Origin of the sequence: Geobacter sp. SVR (genome assembly GCF_016865365.1) — a bacterium.
Classification (GTDB): Bacteria; Desulfobacterota; Desulfuromonadia; order Geobacterales; family Pseudopelobacteraceae; genus Pelotalea.
This window is the reverse complement of the sequence record NZ_AP024469.1, coordinates 4,560,346-4,575,829: the sequence shown is the minus strand read 5'-3', so window position 1 is coordinate 4,575,829 and position 15,484 is coordinate 4,560,346. Positions and strand designations below refer to the sequence as shown.

The window sequence follows — 15,484 nt, the reverse complement described above, 5'->3', positions numbered from 1 at the left end:
CTTTACGGTTCTCATGTAATCTCTCATATAGGTAACCTATTCATATAATGCCACTATTTCATTACTGAGACGCAGGTTATTTCTGATCATGTTCATTATCTCTGACTGGTATGAATATGTTGATATCAGGATTGGGACATCATCGGAAATTTCTTGCGGCAGTCTGATGTCGATGTGATCAAGTTTCTTGCCCGCATATCTTTTGTTCGAATCAACTATATATAATATTTTTGAAGTATCCAGGCCTGCGCCTATAAGTCGTTGTGTATGCGTGCCCGCTCCCCAGACAATAAATCTATCAAGTTCTAGTAGCTTCTCACTAATAATAGTTCGTATTTTCTGATCAATCCCGCTACAATCATGGATATATTTGAGGAGCGTCGGTTCGCTTACTACATCGGGAACGATCTCAGGCTCTTCTGGAATAGCTGTTTTTACCGATAAAACGAATAGGTCTGGATCTACAGTTAAATTAAGACTACTTTCATTCTGTTTCATTTCCAGTATCTTGAAAGAGTAGGCAGACAATAAATTCAATATGGAGGTTCTGGAAAAATAGTTAATATGTTCAACGCTGAATTGTTGAAATGGTGCAAAGATGAATTCATGAAATCTCTCCGCATCGGGAACTTCTATAAACAGTAACCCCCCGTCGGATAGGAGCGCTTTGATTTTGTTCATGGAATACTCGAAATCCACGAGATGTTCAAGCACGGCAGACAATATGATGGCATCGAATTTCCCCACGTCATTGAGGGACGAAATATCTCCCGTAATCGCGCGAATACCATAAATTTTTTCCGCCACGTGCGTACAGTTTGGTGATGGATCCAACCCCAACAGATGATGGTAGCCTCTCTTCTCAAAGATGGACAGCAGGGCGCCAGTCGAACAGCCGATATCGAGTATTCTCGCCTCCCTAGTACCCACGTGTGGAATAATGAAGTCGACGATCTTCGCATATTGCGTCATGTAGTCCTGTGCGACAATGCCATCCTTGTACTCGAATTCATACTTGGACATCAGAGCATAGTAGGCGCTGAACTCTTCCTGTGACGGAATGTTATCGGCATATACAAACCCACACGTGCAGCAGACGACAACATCATAAGACTCCATGACAGAAATGGCGCTGTTCTTACCGAAACGTTGCGTAAACATATGCCTGGAATATCTGCTGAAACAAATCGGGCAGAATCGGGTCATTTCTCACCTGTATAAGGATCGTAGAACGGTTTTAATTTTTCCACGGAATCTTTCAAATCATCTTCGGGAAACAATCTGTACTTGATAATACTGCAAGTTTCACACGGTTCACCCGCCCCGTTGATACCTTCCAGCATCTTGCGTCGGAACTTCCGAAAGGTTTCACCGTTCCAGATATCGCAAACCGAATTGGTATTGCAATCACCCATGATGCCGGGATACTCAAACGAATAACAGGGAACAACCTTGCCATCCGGGTTGATCTGCATGGTGAAGAAGGGTTGCGGACATACTTTGACGTTCGACACCGGCAGGCCGAATTGGGTGACTTCCTGTTCCTTGACTCCCGGCAGATGGTCGTAATCGACGCCAGAATGGATGGGAACGGCATGTTCGATGGCCATGGTATCGCATCGGTCGCCGAACAGGTCGTAGAACCGCTGCCGGTCATCTTCTCCGTCCAGGGCGCAGTCGATTATCTTGACATACATCTGCGCACTGCCTTTGTGGTCATGGAAATACTTCAGGTTGGCGCGGAACTGCTCGAAATCGATATCGGTCCCGCACACCTGACGGTACTTTTTCCGGGAGGTGCCTTGGAGAGACACCACCAGTCTTGTAAGGCCTGCGGCGATGAGCGCGTCGGACATGGCCGGGGTGAGTAGGGCGCCATTGGTGAGGATTTCAATAACGTCGGCTATGTCGTTTGAAACGGCGCAACGCACCATGTCTGCAATGTCTCGGTGGAGCAGCGGCTCGCCGATCCCGACGAAGCGCAGCACCTTGACCTTTCGGGGGAACCTGGTGAGATCCTCCATGCAGCGGGCAAAGAGTCCGGAATCCATGACTGTCCGGTCTGATATGAAACCGCGCTTTTCAGCCGGCACCGGAAAGATGCAGTAGCCGCACTTGAAGTTGCAGGCATAGACCGGGAATATCTGCACAACGAACGGAGTGTCCAGGGGGAGGGCATCGGCAAGTCTGGTTCGCACTCCCCCCGGAGCTGTACCGCTGATGATCTTAGCTCTGGCCGGAACAGTTTCCATTAGATGTAATCCCGATATATCTCGTGGTACACGATCAGATTGTCAGGGCAGGTATCATGCCACTGGAGGTAGCCGCGCTCACCGGGCAGGTATTGTGCGTTCTGCGGGATATAAGCGGCAGGGATGCGGCACCGGTAGAGCAGGGATATGAAATGCCCTCTGGTATCTCGCTCCTTGTGAATAAGCTGATTAATGGCAACTGGCTCGGGGTCGAATTCAATGGTGCATCCCAGCTCCGATTGGGCCACTTTACAGATTCTCTCCGCGAAGGTTTCCTTGAATCTGACGATCCCGCCCGGTATGTGCCATCCCTGTCCTGCATACGGGTCGTCACGCCATGCGAGCAAGGTCCGTCCCTGTTCATCCTTGAGCAGCAAATCCACATTCACGAGCGGTGTCATCCTGCTGATGAAGTAGAAGACGTCGTCGGGCAAGCCCTCTGAGGGGGCTGGTATATGCTGTTCGAGACACTCGAGTGCCTGGAAAAGGTTCATTGGATTCAGATCACTCCAAATCTGCCAACTTGAAGTGGTGAACGTAGCTGGCCCAGTATTCCGATGCACTAATTATCTGATAATATATTTCTCTATGATTCTGATATTCGCTATCCATATGAAGCTGCTTGCAACATTGCGCGGCATAATAATGGGCAAGGGCGTGGTCGTTTTTTACGCGGATAGTGTTTTCAAATCCTTTTAGCGCGACAGAGTATTGACCCAGCCTGAAATCGCTGTTAGCGACAAAATTGAGCTCAAGATTCAGTTCGTAGGCCTTTTCGACGATATATTCAGGGGTAAAATCATCGGTTTCAATGATGGCCTTTTTAAAGTCACAACTGAGGTAATCTCCCCGTAGATAATCATTTTTGAGACATATATCCAGCATTTCACTTCCTGCCAATGGCGTTGCAATGCTGATTCTGAACCAGTTCGGCATGAGTGACCGCAAAAATATTCTCGCATCTTCAATATCCTGTTTCGTCTCTCCTGGAAGTCCGATCAGGATGGAGAGATCCGTGGCGATGCCGAGATCGCGGCAATCATCGACTACCCGTTTTATGATGGCGGGGTTGAGCGGCTTGTGCATGATCTCCTTCAAGACACGACCACTGCCGGATTCAACAGACAGTACAAGGTGATCGACGCCAATGCCCTTGAGCGCCTCAAGGATATTTTTGTCAAGAGCATACAGAGCCAGCGAGTTCGGAAAAAAGGCTGTCAGACTCTGCGACTTCATGATCTCGATGATATTCAGAACACGTTGCTTGTCTGCCATGAAGTGATCATCGTAGAAGATAATATTTCCGATTCCGTAGGTATTTTTCAGGTGTTCAAGCTCGGCCTGCACCCTTTGCACACTATGGTAACGCATTTTTCTGCCATGCACGGTATGCGACGAGCAGAAACAGCATCTGTGCACACATCCCCTGGAAGTCATGTATCCGATATTCTTCAATTGCTTCTGCGCGAGGGGAAAGAGCGCATTGATGGAGTTCGATATATAATCATCTATCCGGAGGAGACCGAAATCAAGAAACGGTATATCGTCAATATCTTCAATAAGATCAAGGGTGAACTTACTAGTAGCTGCCACCTTTTCCCGTGTGATCCATGATGGGCTCTCACCCAGGTATCGGTGCCTGTCATCTGACTGCAACAGTCCCAGCATCGGCAATTCGCCTTCGCCGTAGCATAATGCATCGAAGTATGGACTGTCTTTGAAAATGGCATCGTACATATTCGTCGGTACGCCGCCACCCGCAACAACAAGAGCGTGCGGATACAGTTCTTTGCTGCATTGGGCGATGTCCAGCATGCTTTGATATGAAGGTGTAAACAGTGCGGAAATTCCTATGAGAGTTGGCGCAAAATCAGTTACTTCTTTGGAGGAGAGAACCTCATGGAATAATGAGGCGAAGGAATCCCAGACGAATTCATCTAACTTGTTAATAATGATATTGAAATCGATAAGCTTCGCTCGAACCTCTATTTTTTCTTTTATGAAGGCACTGAGGGCAAGCAATCCGATCGGTATCTCGTTAACGATGCTACCATAATTCCCTGATTTTTTAGCTACCACCCGTTCATTCGCGGCCGGATGCATGAAACTGTTAAAACTGATATTGGGTGGCACTATGAAGAGAATAGTATCCAATCCTATATCTCCTGGTGGAATGGTTTGATTGTTTCATCCTCGTCGTTAAAAACCTCTGAGCAGGATACAGGTAGTGGTTTGCCATAAATTCGGTTCACGACATATTTATCTATGAACTCGCGGTCTTCGGCAATCATGCATGTGTCTACGTGTTCCCCGAAGTATTTGATACTCATACCCCGCTTTAGGATATCTTTTAACGGCTCTTTAAAAACGTTGCCTATGGATGCATGAATATAGGGGCATGGCAGGACATCGCCGTACTGGGTGACCGAGAACATCCCCTTGACGGCGATGCATCCCATGTCAAGCCCGTAGGCCGGAGTCAGGTGCGTAAAAACGTTGTGTTTTTTTTCCAGTTCTTTCATGTACTCCATGTCAGCACGGTCGACCATCGAATCGAAGTTCCCCTCCCAGGCTCCAACCGGCTTGGCATAGGTAACAAACACACCGATCCCCCTGCCATTGAAATATTCGAGAAACTCCAGAAATTCTTTTGAGTGCAGCCGCTGCTTGGTAACAACCGTTTGGACGAAAATGGCCAATCCCGCTCCAATGGCGGAATCAATTGATTTGATGGCCCGGTCAAAGGAACCTTTTACCTGGCGGAATCTGTCGTGCTCCTCGGCATTGAGGCTGTCGATGCTCAACTGAATCCGGTCGACGCCGATTTCCTTCAGATGCCGTGCGCGGCTGTCATCCAGCAGCCAGCCGTTTGTATCGCAATTGATATAGAATTTCTGCGGGTCGATAGCGGCGACCAGATCGTCAAAGTCCTTGAATACCAAGGGCTCTCCGCCGGTGATGGTGACCCGTGCCAAGCCCAGTTCATCGGCTTGGCGGAAGAGTTCCCTGACATCCGGAATGGTGAAGGAACGCTTGTCTTCCTTGCCCTGGAAGCGTTTGATCGAGCAGTGTTCGCAGGTGAAGTTACAGGTATAGTTGTATTGAAACTGGATAATGGCGATGCTTTCGCCCCGCCTGTATTTCTCGTCGAACCTGATGATCTTCTCATAGACATACGGTTTCTCGGCCTTGAGCTTATTCCTGTTGTTTGTTTCCTGGGGGTTCAACTGCGTATCAGGCATGGCTCTGATGCTCCTTTTGAATGTGTTCCGGCTCTATACTTCGATCAATCCCTCTGTGCTACCGTCAGGGTGCTTGATCTACACCCCAATTCCCCGGCATCGGGGATGAAGAGCCAGTCCTGCGGCATTCTATCCCTATCCCACGCCCCATACCCCCATCCTGCGGCACAGAAACGCATGCCGTTGGCAGCAGCGGCCTCGCCGTCCTCCCATTTGTCTCCCACATACAACGACTTTTCGGCATAAACCCCCAGTTCCTTTAGCAAGTAGCTAATAAGCGTAGCTTTATTTGCGTGAGGAGGAGTGGGCGTATCGAGGGTGCCCACAATATGGAAGTAGTCGCGCCAACCGAGATGTTCGAGAATCTTCATGGTCGGGATGCGGCGCTTGTTGGTGGCGATAGCCAGGGGGATATGGAGTGCGTGCATCTGCGAGAGCAATTCCCCGATGCCGTCATACACTCGCGTCGCTTTGTAGCCTTCCGTATCGTAGCATTGCTTGAAATCGTCAACCAGCCGGTCCAGGTGGGCAGTGTCGGCCAATCCCGTCAGGTTTATCAATGTTTGACGCAGCGGTGGGCCGATGAGCGAATCGCTGAGCGGAACCAGTGGCTGCAATCCTGCCGCGGCAAGCGTCCGGCCAAAGCATTTCAGAATGCTGGGGGAAGAGTCGATCAGGGTGCCGTCCAGATCGAAGATTACCGCTTGATATGGGGAGCCGGAGTGCATCATCGGCGGGAACAGCGCAACGAGGCTTCGCTCAGGGGGATGAGCATCTCGGACGTGAGCACGTCGAGCGACAGCAGCGGGCTCATATCCTCCAGCGGCATGGAGAGCATGGAACCGTCAGGCTGCGGCAGGGCGGCGACCTTGGGCGCCAGGACCTCGTTGGAGACAAGTCGCAGGTCAATCAGCAGCGGGCGGGGCAGGGCCATCAGTTCGTGCAGCGCGCCCAGTTCCGCTGCATCGCTGATGCGACGGAAGGGAATGTCGTAGGTTCGGGCCAGCGCTTCAAGGTCGGGCAGCCACAGACCGGCCTCGGGGCCGGTGCCGACGTAGCGGCCGTCAAAGTAGTTGCGCATGGTGTTGCGGATGGAGGCATAGCCGGCATTGTTCAGGACGATCAGGCAGATAGGGAGATTAAAGGCCCGCAGGGTGGCCAGCTCCTGAATGTTGAGTTGGAGGCTGCCGTCGCTTTCTATGGCGACCATGGGCCGGCAACCGTTGGCAAAGCAGGCGCCGATGGCGGCCGGCAGGCCGTACCCCATCGAACCGAGCCCGGAGGTAAGAAAAACCCGCTGCCCCGGTTTATTGCGGAAGATGGTGTAGAAGACCTCCACCGCCAAGCCGGAACTGCCGGTGCTGACCAGAGTGTCTGCCGGGATGGCTTCGGACAAGGCATCCATGGCCTGGAAATGGGTGATTTCCCCTTCCGCGGCAAAGCTCACCTCTTCCTCGATTCCATAGCGCAGTTTCCAGCCCTTGCAGCGGTCACGCCAGTCAGAGACGGCAAGCGAGGAGTGGCCGGCCGTTTGGGCGTCGAGCTCACGGAGAAAGATGGCTGCATCTGCCACGATCGGCAACTCCACATTCATGTCCAGCTTTTGAATCTCGTGAATGTCCGCATCTACCACGATCTTTTTAGCGGCGCGGGCAAACCCCCGGGGATTGTATGCGGTAATGATGTTGTCAAGCCGGCTGCCGATGGAGAGCAGCAGATCACAATTCTGTACCGCAAAGTTCGGTGCGCGTAAGGCGACAACGCCGGGCCTCCCCACCAGCAGGGGATGATCGTAAGGGAGGAGGTCAAGGGCATTCCAGGTGGTTACGACCGGAACTCCCAGTCTCTCGACCAGTTCCCGGAACTGCCCGGCAGCGCCGGCAAGCCGGATGCCGTGACCGGCCAGAATGAGCGGCCGCTCCGCCCGGGCGAGCAATGAAAGGGTCTTGTCGATGATCTCACCGGTGGGGGAGAAGGGCGCTTTCGGCAACGGTTCTGCACACTTAGGCAGGGTCGTCGGCACAACCGGCGCCCCCTGGATATCCAGGGGCACATCAATCCAGACCGGCCCCTTTCTCCCGGTGGTCGCGCAATGCACCGCCGTTTCCAGCTCCCTGCGGATATCTTCAGGATGCCGGATGGTGACGGCGTACTTGGTGATGGGCCTGACCATGCTGATGATGTCGACCTCTTGCACACCTTTCTGGCGGAGAGGAGCACCATCCAGCATGTCGGACCGCTTGACCTGTCCCGAGATCACCAGCATCGGCACGGATTCGATCCATGCGCCCGCAACACCGGTGATGGCATTGGTTGCGCCAGGGCCGGTTGTCACGACCGCTACGCCAATGTGCTCGTTGATGCGGGAATAGGCCTCGGCGGCAATGGCGCAGGCCTGTTCATGCAAGCAGGGGACGGCCGTGAGGCGGGGGCATTTCCCCATTGCATCCACCAGATGCATGGCTCCGCCGCCTGGCAATAAAAAGACGTGGCTGACCCCGAGATCTGCCACAAAATCGGCGATGTAGTCGGAAATGCGATAGGTGTCCATCATTCCATCCAGAAACTGATCATGGTTTTGCGACCTTTATTCTGGCTGATCAACGGGTCCGTGTAGAAAGAGTCATCCTGGTAATGGGTACTGGATATTTCCTCGATAATCGCACCGTCCGGCGAGCTGAAGGCATGGCGGACGCCGGGACTGACCGTAGCAACGTCCCCGGGCCGGCAGATCTGCACCGAACCGTCGAGTTCCAGTTCAATCGTGCCGTAGAGCACATGGAACGTTTCTTCCTTCTGGGTGTGGTGCTGCTCCGGGTGCCGCTGCCCTGGCATGACGATCAGCAATTTCTTGCAATAGGATCGGTTAACGACGGTCAGCATGGTCAGGCCGCATTCCCAAAAGCGATCTATGCCGTAATGGTGGGAGATCTCCAGATCGGAGCATCCCGGGAAGGTGATGCCGCTGTCACGCAGAAGTTTTCTCACGTGTTGCACAATGTGCAGCACTTTCTTCTGCTGGTCCACCAGATCGGCATTCGTGCCGGTTATGGCGCCATCGGTCCCTATCTTCTGCCGGGCGGTGCATTGACAATATTTCGACCATTCATTGGCCGTAATCTGTCCCTCTTCGGGCGGGAAGGCAAAGTAAACGTCCTCCGTCCTGATCTGCTCACTGGCGGCAATATCCCTTCTGGCAAAAACCCCGCGCCGCAGTGAACGAAGACTGGCAATTTCGACAGGATTTTCCGGAAGGCGTTCTTCGCCGATACCGCACAACGCATAGGTCTGTTCTGCCGCCGCAAGCCACTTGTCGACCTGTTCAGGCGACGCGGAGTAGGCATTGAGAGGCCAACGCTCCGTGGCAACACCGACATGTTTCTCGAAGATGGATGCCCCTTTGGCGATGGCCAACTTGACGATATCGGTGTGATCAGGGTTTTCGTGGGTGGAAAACCCGATGCGAACGCCTGGGTAGCGGGTTCTGAGGAAATCGAGCTGCGACAGGTGCAGATGCTCATCCGGGGTCGGATACTCCCCGACGCAGTGCATGATGGCGAACTCCTTGTTCCTGTGCACAAAGAAACTGATTACCTTGTCTATCTCATCAAGGCCGGCTCCTGCGGTCGAGGCCACGATCGGCAGGCAGGTGCCGGCGATTTTCTCCAACAAGGGCCAGTCTGTGAAGGAACAGCTGGCAATCTTGATGATGTCCAACTGCTGCGAGGTGATCACGTCAACGGACGGCTCGTCGAATGGTGTTGCCATGGTGATGAAGCCATTGCTGCGCATCTCGGCGATCAACAGGTCGAACTGCTCGCGGCTGAGGCGTGTTTCCGAAAATCGCTTGATGTACTTGATGTCGTCCCGCCCCTGCTTCGAGGGATGGATGAAGGTGTCCAGATCCCGGTACTGCAACTTGAAGGCAAAACTGAACCGGGGATGGCTCCTGCACACCTGGCCAAAGCGCCGGATGACCTCAAGACCATGCTGAAGGTCACCCATATGGTTATTGGCCATTTCCAGCACGAACAGCGGCTGCGGAATCTTCTGCGTCATAGGGTACGACCTTTCCGATTGCTGCCTCTGGTGGCATCCAGCAGGCTCTCTATCACATAGTCCAGCATGGCATCGGTCATGCCGGGATAGACACCGACCCAGAAGGTGTCGTGCATGATCCTGTCGGTCTGTTCCAGCGCCCCGACAACACGGTAGCCGGTGTCTGCCTGCCGAAACTCGTCAAAACAGGGGTGCTTGATCAGGTTGCCGGCAAACAACATGCGGGTCTGGATGCCGCGCCCCTCAAGGTGGGCAACGATCCGATCCCGGGTGATCCCCGCTCCCCGGTGTACGGTCAGCAAAAACCCGAACCAGGATGGGTCGCTGTCCGGCCCTGACTCGGGCAGGATAAAGAACTCTTCCTGCCCGGCCAGACCATCGCGTAGTCTGCGCCAGTTCCGCTTGCGTGCCTCGATGAAACCGGGAAGTTTTTCCAATTGTGCACACCCGACAGCCGCCTGCATATCGGTGACTTTCAGGTTGTAACCGAAATGGGAGTAAACGTACTTATGATCATAACCGGGAGGAAGCTGGCCGAACTGCTGCTCGAAGCGCCGGCCACAGCTGTTGTCATGCCCAGAAGGACACCAACAGTCCCGTCCCCAGTCACGGAAAGACTCGACAAGCCGTTTGAGCTGCGTATCGTTGGTAAGGACAGCGCCCCCCTCACCCATGGTGATATGGTGCGGCGGATAAAAACTGGCGGTCCCCATGTGTCCGATGGTGCCGGTGGAACGCCACGTGCCGTTCAGACGGTAGCGGGAGCCGAGTGCGTCGCAGTTATCCTCGATCAGCCACAGCTCATGACGGTTGCAAAAATCTTTCACCTGTGCCAGATCGAAGGGATTGCCCAGGGTATGTGCAAGCATTACCGCCTTGGTGCGGGGCGACAGCGCCTCTTCGAGGTAGCGGCAATCGATATTGTATGATGGCAGTTCCACATCAACGAAAACGGGAATTGCTCCGTACTGGACGAGAGGGGCTACGGTAGTGGGAAAGCCGGCAGCCACTGTGATAACCTCATCGCCCCGCCGGATGCGACGCTCTCCCAAGGTAGGCGCGGTGAGGGCCATAAAGGCAAGCAGATTGGCGGATGAGCCGGAATTGGCCAGAGAGCAGTGACGTATATCCAGAAGCGCGGCGAACTCCCGCTCAAACCGTTCGGCATACCGTCCGCTGGTCAGCCAGAAATCAAGGGAGGCATCGACCAGTGCCGACACCTCCCGCTCGTCAAATACCCTGCCGGCATAGGGAATACGGTCACCAGGTGCGAACTGCCCTGATGGGACATGACATGCCTGATAGTAAGCGATAACGGCATCCATGACCTGCTGCCGCAGCAATTGTTCACTACTTGTGTGCATTGAGCAACCCTATCTTACGGGAGTTCCGTTGCCTCGTAGTCGGCGATTTGTTGCAAGGTCAACTCCAAAAGATTTTCACCGGCTTGGAAAGCTTGCATCCATGTCACCGTGGTATCAAGCGCTTTATCGAGTCCCCATCGTGGTCGCCACCCCAAGCGGGATCTGGACTTGTCGCTATCGAGCATCAGAATGCCCGCCTCATGGGGATGGTTAGCCGTTTCCTGCTCGTAACGGGCACCATTGCCCCATTTCTCGCAGAGAAGATGCGCGACACGGGCTACCGTCACCGCATCCTCCTCGGCAGGGCCGAAGTTCCATGCTTCAGCGTACTGACAGCCGTCCTCAAAGAGGAGTTGGGCGAGAAGCAGATAGCCGGAGAGCGGCTCCAGGACATGCTGCCAAGGACGAACGGCATGGGGGTTCCTAAGGCGAATGGGCATTCCCGCCGATAAGGACCTGAAAAAATCGGGAATAAGACGGTCAGCGGCCCAATCCCCCCCGCCGATCACATTTCCGGCCCGAGCAGTCGCTACTGCCACCCGCTGTTGCCCAGTATCAAAATAAGATGCACGCCAAGCGGCAGTCGCTAACTCGGCGCAGGCTTTGCTGCTCGAATACGGGTCCTGCCCTCCCAGCGGTTCATTTTCCGTAAAAGGCGTACCATGCTCTCTGTTTGCGTAACATTTATCAGTGGTCACAATGACAACTGCTCTGACCGAGCGGCTGTAACGGAGGGCTTCCAGCAGGTTAACTGTACCGATCACATTCGTTGTATAGGTATCGACGGGGGAGTTGTACGATTCCCGCACCAAGGACTGGGCGGCCAGATGCATGACAATCTCAGGCTCTATACACTCAACAGCCTGCTGCAGCCGTTGAGCATCCCTTATGTCATTACGGTAAGAGGTTACCCTGTTTTCTACGGTTGCCGCCTGGAATAGGTTAGGTGTAGTTGGAGGATCGAGAGCATATCCAAAGACGCGGGCACCCATTGCATGAAGCCAAATTGCCAGCCATGCCCCCTTGAAGCCGGTATGGCCGGTAAGAAGCACCGACTTTCCCTTCCAAAAATTTCTTTTAGGCCAAGACAGGGTCTTGGAGTGATCTACCATACCTTCCACTTCGCCTGCCCGTTCCTCCACAGGGTCTCCAGTTCGTCCTTGTCGCGCATTGCATCCATGCACTTCCAAAAACCGTGATGCTTGTATGCAATAAGCTGCCCCTCGTGCGACAGGGCTTTTAGCGGATATTCTTCCCACATGACAGCATCAGCATTCTCCGGCAGATAAGAAAATACCTCCGGTTTCAGGACAAAGAATCCACCATTGATCCACCCTCCGTCACCAACCGGCTTTTCCTGAAAGCTGGAGACCAGATCATCGTGCTCCAATCCCATCAGGCCAAAACGCCCTGCAGGTTGTACCGCCGTCACTGTGGCAATCTTTCCGTGCGCCCTGTGATAACTGATCAACTCAGCGATCGGGACATCGGATAGCCCGTCCCCATACGTCAACATGAACTCTTCGTTGCCGATGTAATGCTGGATTCTTCTGAGGCGACCGGAGGTGCAGGTGTGCAGACCGGTATCAACGAGGGTTACCCTGAAATTTTCGGAATTTGTGCGATGGACTTCGAAGCTGTTGGTCTGCAAGTTGATGGTTACATCGGAGTTGTAGACATAGTAATTTAAAAAATACTCCTTTATGACGTGGCCCTTATAACCGAGGCAGATAATGAAGTCAGTGATGCCCTGTGCCTCAAAGATTTTCATCAGATGCCACAGAATGGGCCTCTCTCCAACCTCAATCATCGGTTTTGGTTTGAGATACGATTCTTCAGATATGCGTGTCCCCAACCCCCCGGCGAAAATAACCGCTTTCATACTTTTTCAGGAGCCCCAATCTGTCTGTCTGACAACGACGTCTTAAAAATGATCACAAAGCAGCAAGAAAGTCTCTTGCTTCATTGTTCCACGGCTCCAGTTCCAGCACTTTTTGGATGAAGGTGCGGGCTTGCTCCTTGAGCTGGTTTGCCTTGGAAACGATGGCCAGCGCTGTCAATACTTCGATATCCTTGGGATATTCTTTCAAAAGCGAAGTATACAGCTCGATAGCATCGTCGGTGCGTCCCAGATGCGTGTACCAGAGGTCTGCCAAATTCTTTCGGTAGATTGGATTGGTAGGGTCACTATCAACTGCCTTCTGGTAATGGCCAGCGGCCTCATTCAAACATCCCTGACGGAAGCGGACGATCCCCAGGTTATTGTGCGCCACGGCATCTTGAGGATTTCGTTCAATCAATTTCAGGAGAGAAGCGGCAGTTTCGTCTTCTTCGACCACTGGTGCGGCATCGTAAGAGACGGTCAGTGGCATTGTGCTGGCGGAACGATACTCAGCGGCTGAAACCGGTCCTTCCAGATGGGCAAGCAGTTCCCTGAGTTCCTGGTTGTCCGGGTCAATCTGCAGGGCCCTGCGATAGAAGATGCGCGCCTCCTCGGGCCGGCCCACCTTTGAACTTATGTTTGCCAAGGCTGTCAGAACTTCGAAGTCCTGTGGATAGGTATTCAGAAGCCCCGTCAATAAGTCAATGGCATCATCCACCCATCCCAGCACAACAAAATAAAACTCGGCGATGTTTTTTATGATGGTAGGGTTATTGGGTTGAAGGCGGTTGGCCTTTTCATAATGGGCCAGTGCGAGCAGAGAGTTCTCCGCCTTGCTGAACAGCACTCCCAGATCATTATGGGCCAGCGCTACATCGGGGAACATCTTCAGGAATGTCTTTATTTCAGCGATGGCGGCCTCGACCGAATCGCCGGACAGCGTGGCCTGCAAACGCTGATAGGCGTTCTGGGCCTCGTACATGTTATAGGGGGCAAGTGATGTACTCATATTACAGTGCTCCTGAGAAATTAATACGGTCAATAGTTACTCATATCGTCATAATATGCAATCGTTTTAACGGCTCGCGCAATTTTTTACGTGATCTGAACGGGCTATTTTCGCCATACGCCACAATAGTACTCGCCGGTCCATTCAGGGTACGAATGCAGGTGATATTGTCGTGGCATTGCCGGAATTTCAATAATAGCTCCCATTCGGGGGATAGGACAAATCCACAATCTCCAACTGATCGGTGATTGCCTGCCTTCCCCCGGTCATCCAGGTATTCGCTGAATATTTCGGAAACAATGTGGTCACAATGGCTTGAGATTCCCGGCCTTCATCTCTCCGCAAGCCTGGCCCATATGCTCCGGACGTCGTCATCGTGAGGATTGATAGTCAGATATTCTTCACAAACCATTAGTGCCTGTTGGCGGGCGTGGCAGCATTGGAGAATCTCGGCGGCTGCCAGCACTGCGCCCCGGTCGTGGGAGTGCGCGGCAAGTAGAGGCACCAGTTGATTCAATGCGGCCTCCCGTTCTCCATACCGCCAAAGGCACGTCACGAGGTTCACGGCGGTTCGGGGGCATGAGGGGGCTATTTCGAAGGCTTTCCGGAAGAGGACCAGCGCCCCCTCGTAGCAGCCCTGAGCGGCATACTCCTCGCCCTGGCGATTCATTTCGTCGATCCGCCGGGAAAGCTCTTTCAGCTCCTCCAACCGGTCCGCCATAAGTGCAATGGCGCTCGGCTTGACCAGTCCGAACAGCATGATTTCGTTCTGAAAAAACTGCTCAAGCTCAAGCCGCTTCTCTCGGGCCTGGACATTGGTGAGGCCGATCAGGTTTTCGGTATAATGGCGCCAGCAGGAGCGAAGGGAAGGCATCTCGGGAGCAATACCGTTTTCCGCGATGAACGCTGCTAGGCGACCGCGGCTGAGGGAAACAGGGGCAGGTGGCAAGGGAAGAATTTGTCCCTCACGGACTTCCAGTTCCCGTACGACGATATTCCGGGCCTCCTGCTGGTAGGCATCTGCGTGCGCAATTCCGCGCTGATCGCCATGGTAGCGATAACCGCCGAGCAAGGTATCGGCGGTAAAGAGTGAATCATGACGGAAGAAGCGCATCCACAATTCAAAGTCGCCGGCAAGGTCAAAGGAGGTCGATAGTCCGCCTCTTGACTGCTCCCAAAGAGAGCGGTGCCAGAAGGTGCTCTCCTGCTGGACATATGGCTTGTTGAAATTGCCCTCCAGGTTTTTCGAACGGGAGAAGATCGGCAGGTTGGCGGAGATGCTGTCCAGATTGCCGTCGGCATCCCAGTAGCTCATGCGCCCTGTCAACCAGCGTATATGGGGATGGTTGGAAAAGATGCAGGCCGCCTTGGCAAGGGCCAGCGGATGGTATTTGTCGTCCGAATTGAGCCAGGCCATGATTTCGCCCGTGGTATGGCGAAAACCCTCGGTGATGGCTTGGTATTGGCCACCGTCCGGCTGTGACTGCCAATAGGTCAGGTGTTTTTCATATTTCCTGATGATCTCGACCGAGCCATCGGTGCTGCCGCCATCCATAATGACGTATTCCAGGTTTGGATATCCCTGGCCAAGCACCGACTCTATGCACTCTTCCAGATATTGGGCTTGATTATAGGAAGGGGTGACGATGGAAATGGTTGGAGGATGCATGCTTGGA

At 53.4% G+C, this 15,484-nt stretch carries 13 protein-coding genes; all 13 read right to left on the bottom strand.

Annotated features, from left to right (window positions below):
* Positions 1-36 precede the first annotated feature (36 nt).
* A complete protein-coding gene (locus GSVR_RS21280) occupies positions 37-1,206 on the bottom strand; it encodes a class I SAM-dependent methyltransferase (RefSeq protein ID WP_173197646.1) in 1,170 nt (389 codons plus the stop codon).
* A complete protein-coding gene (locus GSVR_RS21275; protein WP_173197644.1) occupies positions 1,203-2,252 on the bottom strand; it encodes a radical SAM/SPASM domain-containing protein in 1,050 nt (349 codons plus the stop codon). The genes GSVR_RS21280 and GSVR_RS21275 overlap by 4 nt, the downstream gene beginning before the upstream one ends.
* Complete coding sequence (locus tag GSVR_RS21270) at positions 2,252-2,746, bottom strand: NUDIX domain-containing protein (RefSeq protein ID WP_173197643.1); 495 nt, start codon at positions 2,744-2,746, stop codon at positions 2,252-2,254. Before GSVR_RS21270 ends, GSVR_RS21275 begins: the two co-directional genes overlap by 1 nt.
* A 10-nt stretch (positions 2,747-2,756) precedes the next feature.
* Positions 2,757-4,406, bottom strand: a complete 1,650-nt coding sequence (locus tag GSVR_RS21265; RefSeq protein WP_173197641.1) for a B12-binding domain-containing radical SAM protein — start codon at positions 4,404-4,406, stop codon at positions 2,757-2,759.
* A gap of 2 nt (positions 4,407-4,408) precedes the next feature.
* Positions 4,409-5,494: a radical SAM/SPASM domain-containing protein gene (locus GSVR_RS21260; RefSeq protein WP_173197639.1), complete on the bottom strand. Its 1,086-nt coding sequence runs from the start codon at positions 5,492-5,494 to the stop codon at positions 4,409-4,411.
* A gap of 44 nt (positions 5,495-5,538) precedes the next feature.
* On the bottom strand, positions 5,539-6,225 hold the full coding sequence (locus GSVR_RS21255; RefSeq protein ID WP_173197637.1) for an HAD family hydrolase: 687 nt from the start codon (positions 6,223-6,225) through the stop codon (positions 5,539-5,541).
* Positions 6,222-8,048, bottom strand: coding sequence for a thiamine pyrophosphate-binding protein (locus GSVR_RS21250; protein WP_173197636.1), 1,827 nt, complete (start codon positions 8,046-8,048; stop codon positions 6,222-6,224). The genes GSVR_RS21255 and GSVR_RS21250 overlap by 4 nt, the downstream gene beginning before the upstream one ends.
* Positions 8,045-9,553 carry an N-acetylneuraminate synthase family protein gene (locus tag GSVR_RS21245; protein ID WP_173197634.1) on the bottom strand — a complete coding sequence of 503 codons (1,509 nt, stop codon included), beginning with the start codon at positions 9,551-9,553 and terminating at the stop codon, positions 8,045-8,047. Before GSVR_RS21245 ends, GSVR_RS21250 begins: the two co-directional genes overlap by 4 nt.
* The gene (rfbH, locus tag GSVR_RS21240) at positions 9,550-10,917 is read right to left on the bottom strand and encodes a lipopolysaccharide biosynthesis protein RfbH (protein ID WP_173197632.1); all 1,368 of its coding nucleotides are present in this window, start codon (positions 10,915-10,917) and stop codon (positions 9,550-9,552) included. The genes GSVR_RS21245 and rfbH overlap by 4 nt, the downstream gene beginning before the upstream one ends.
* 14 nt (positions 10,918-10,931) lie before the next feature.
* Entirely contained in the window at positions 10,932-12,059 is a 1,128-nt protein-coding gene (gene rfbG / locus GSVR_RS21235; protein WP_239077403.1) for a CDP-glucose 4,6-dehydratase, read from the bottom strand.
* Positions 12,023-12,799 carry a glucose-1-phosphate cytidylyltransferase gene (gene rfbF, locus GSVR_RS21230; RefSeq protein WP_173197630.1) on the bottom strand — a complete coding sequence of 259 codons (777 nt, stop codon included), beginning with the start codon at positions 12,797-12,799 and terminating at the stop codon, positions 12,023-12,025. Before rfbF ends, rfbG begins: the two co-directional genes overlap by 37 nt.
* A 52-nt stretch (positions 12,800-12,851) precedes the next feature.
* Complete coding sequence (locus tag GSVR_RS21225; protein ID WP_173197628.1) at positions 12,852-13,808, bottom strand: lipopolysaccharide assembly protein LapB; 957 nt, start codon at positions 13,806-13,808, stop codon at positions 12,852-12,854.
* Positions 13,809-14,139: 331 nt separating this feature from the next.
* Complete coding sequence (locus tag GSVR_RS21220) at positions 14,140-15,477, bottom strand: glycosyltransferase family 2 protein (RefSeq protein WP_173197626.1); 1,338 nt, start codon at positions 15,475-15,477, stop codon at positions 14,140-14,142.
* Between the last annotated feature and the right edge of the window lie 7 nt (positions 15,478-15,484).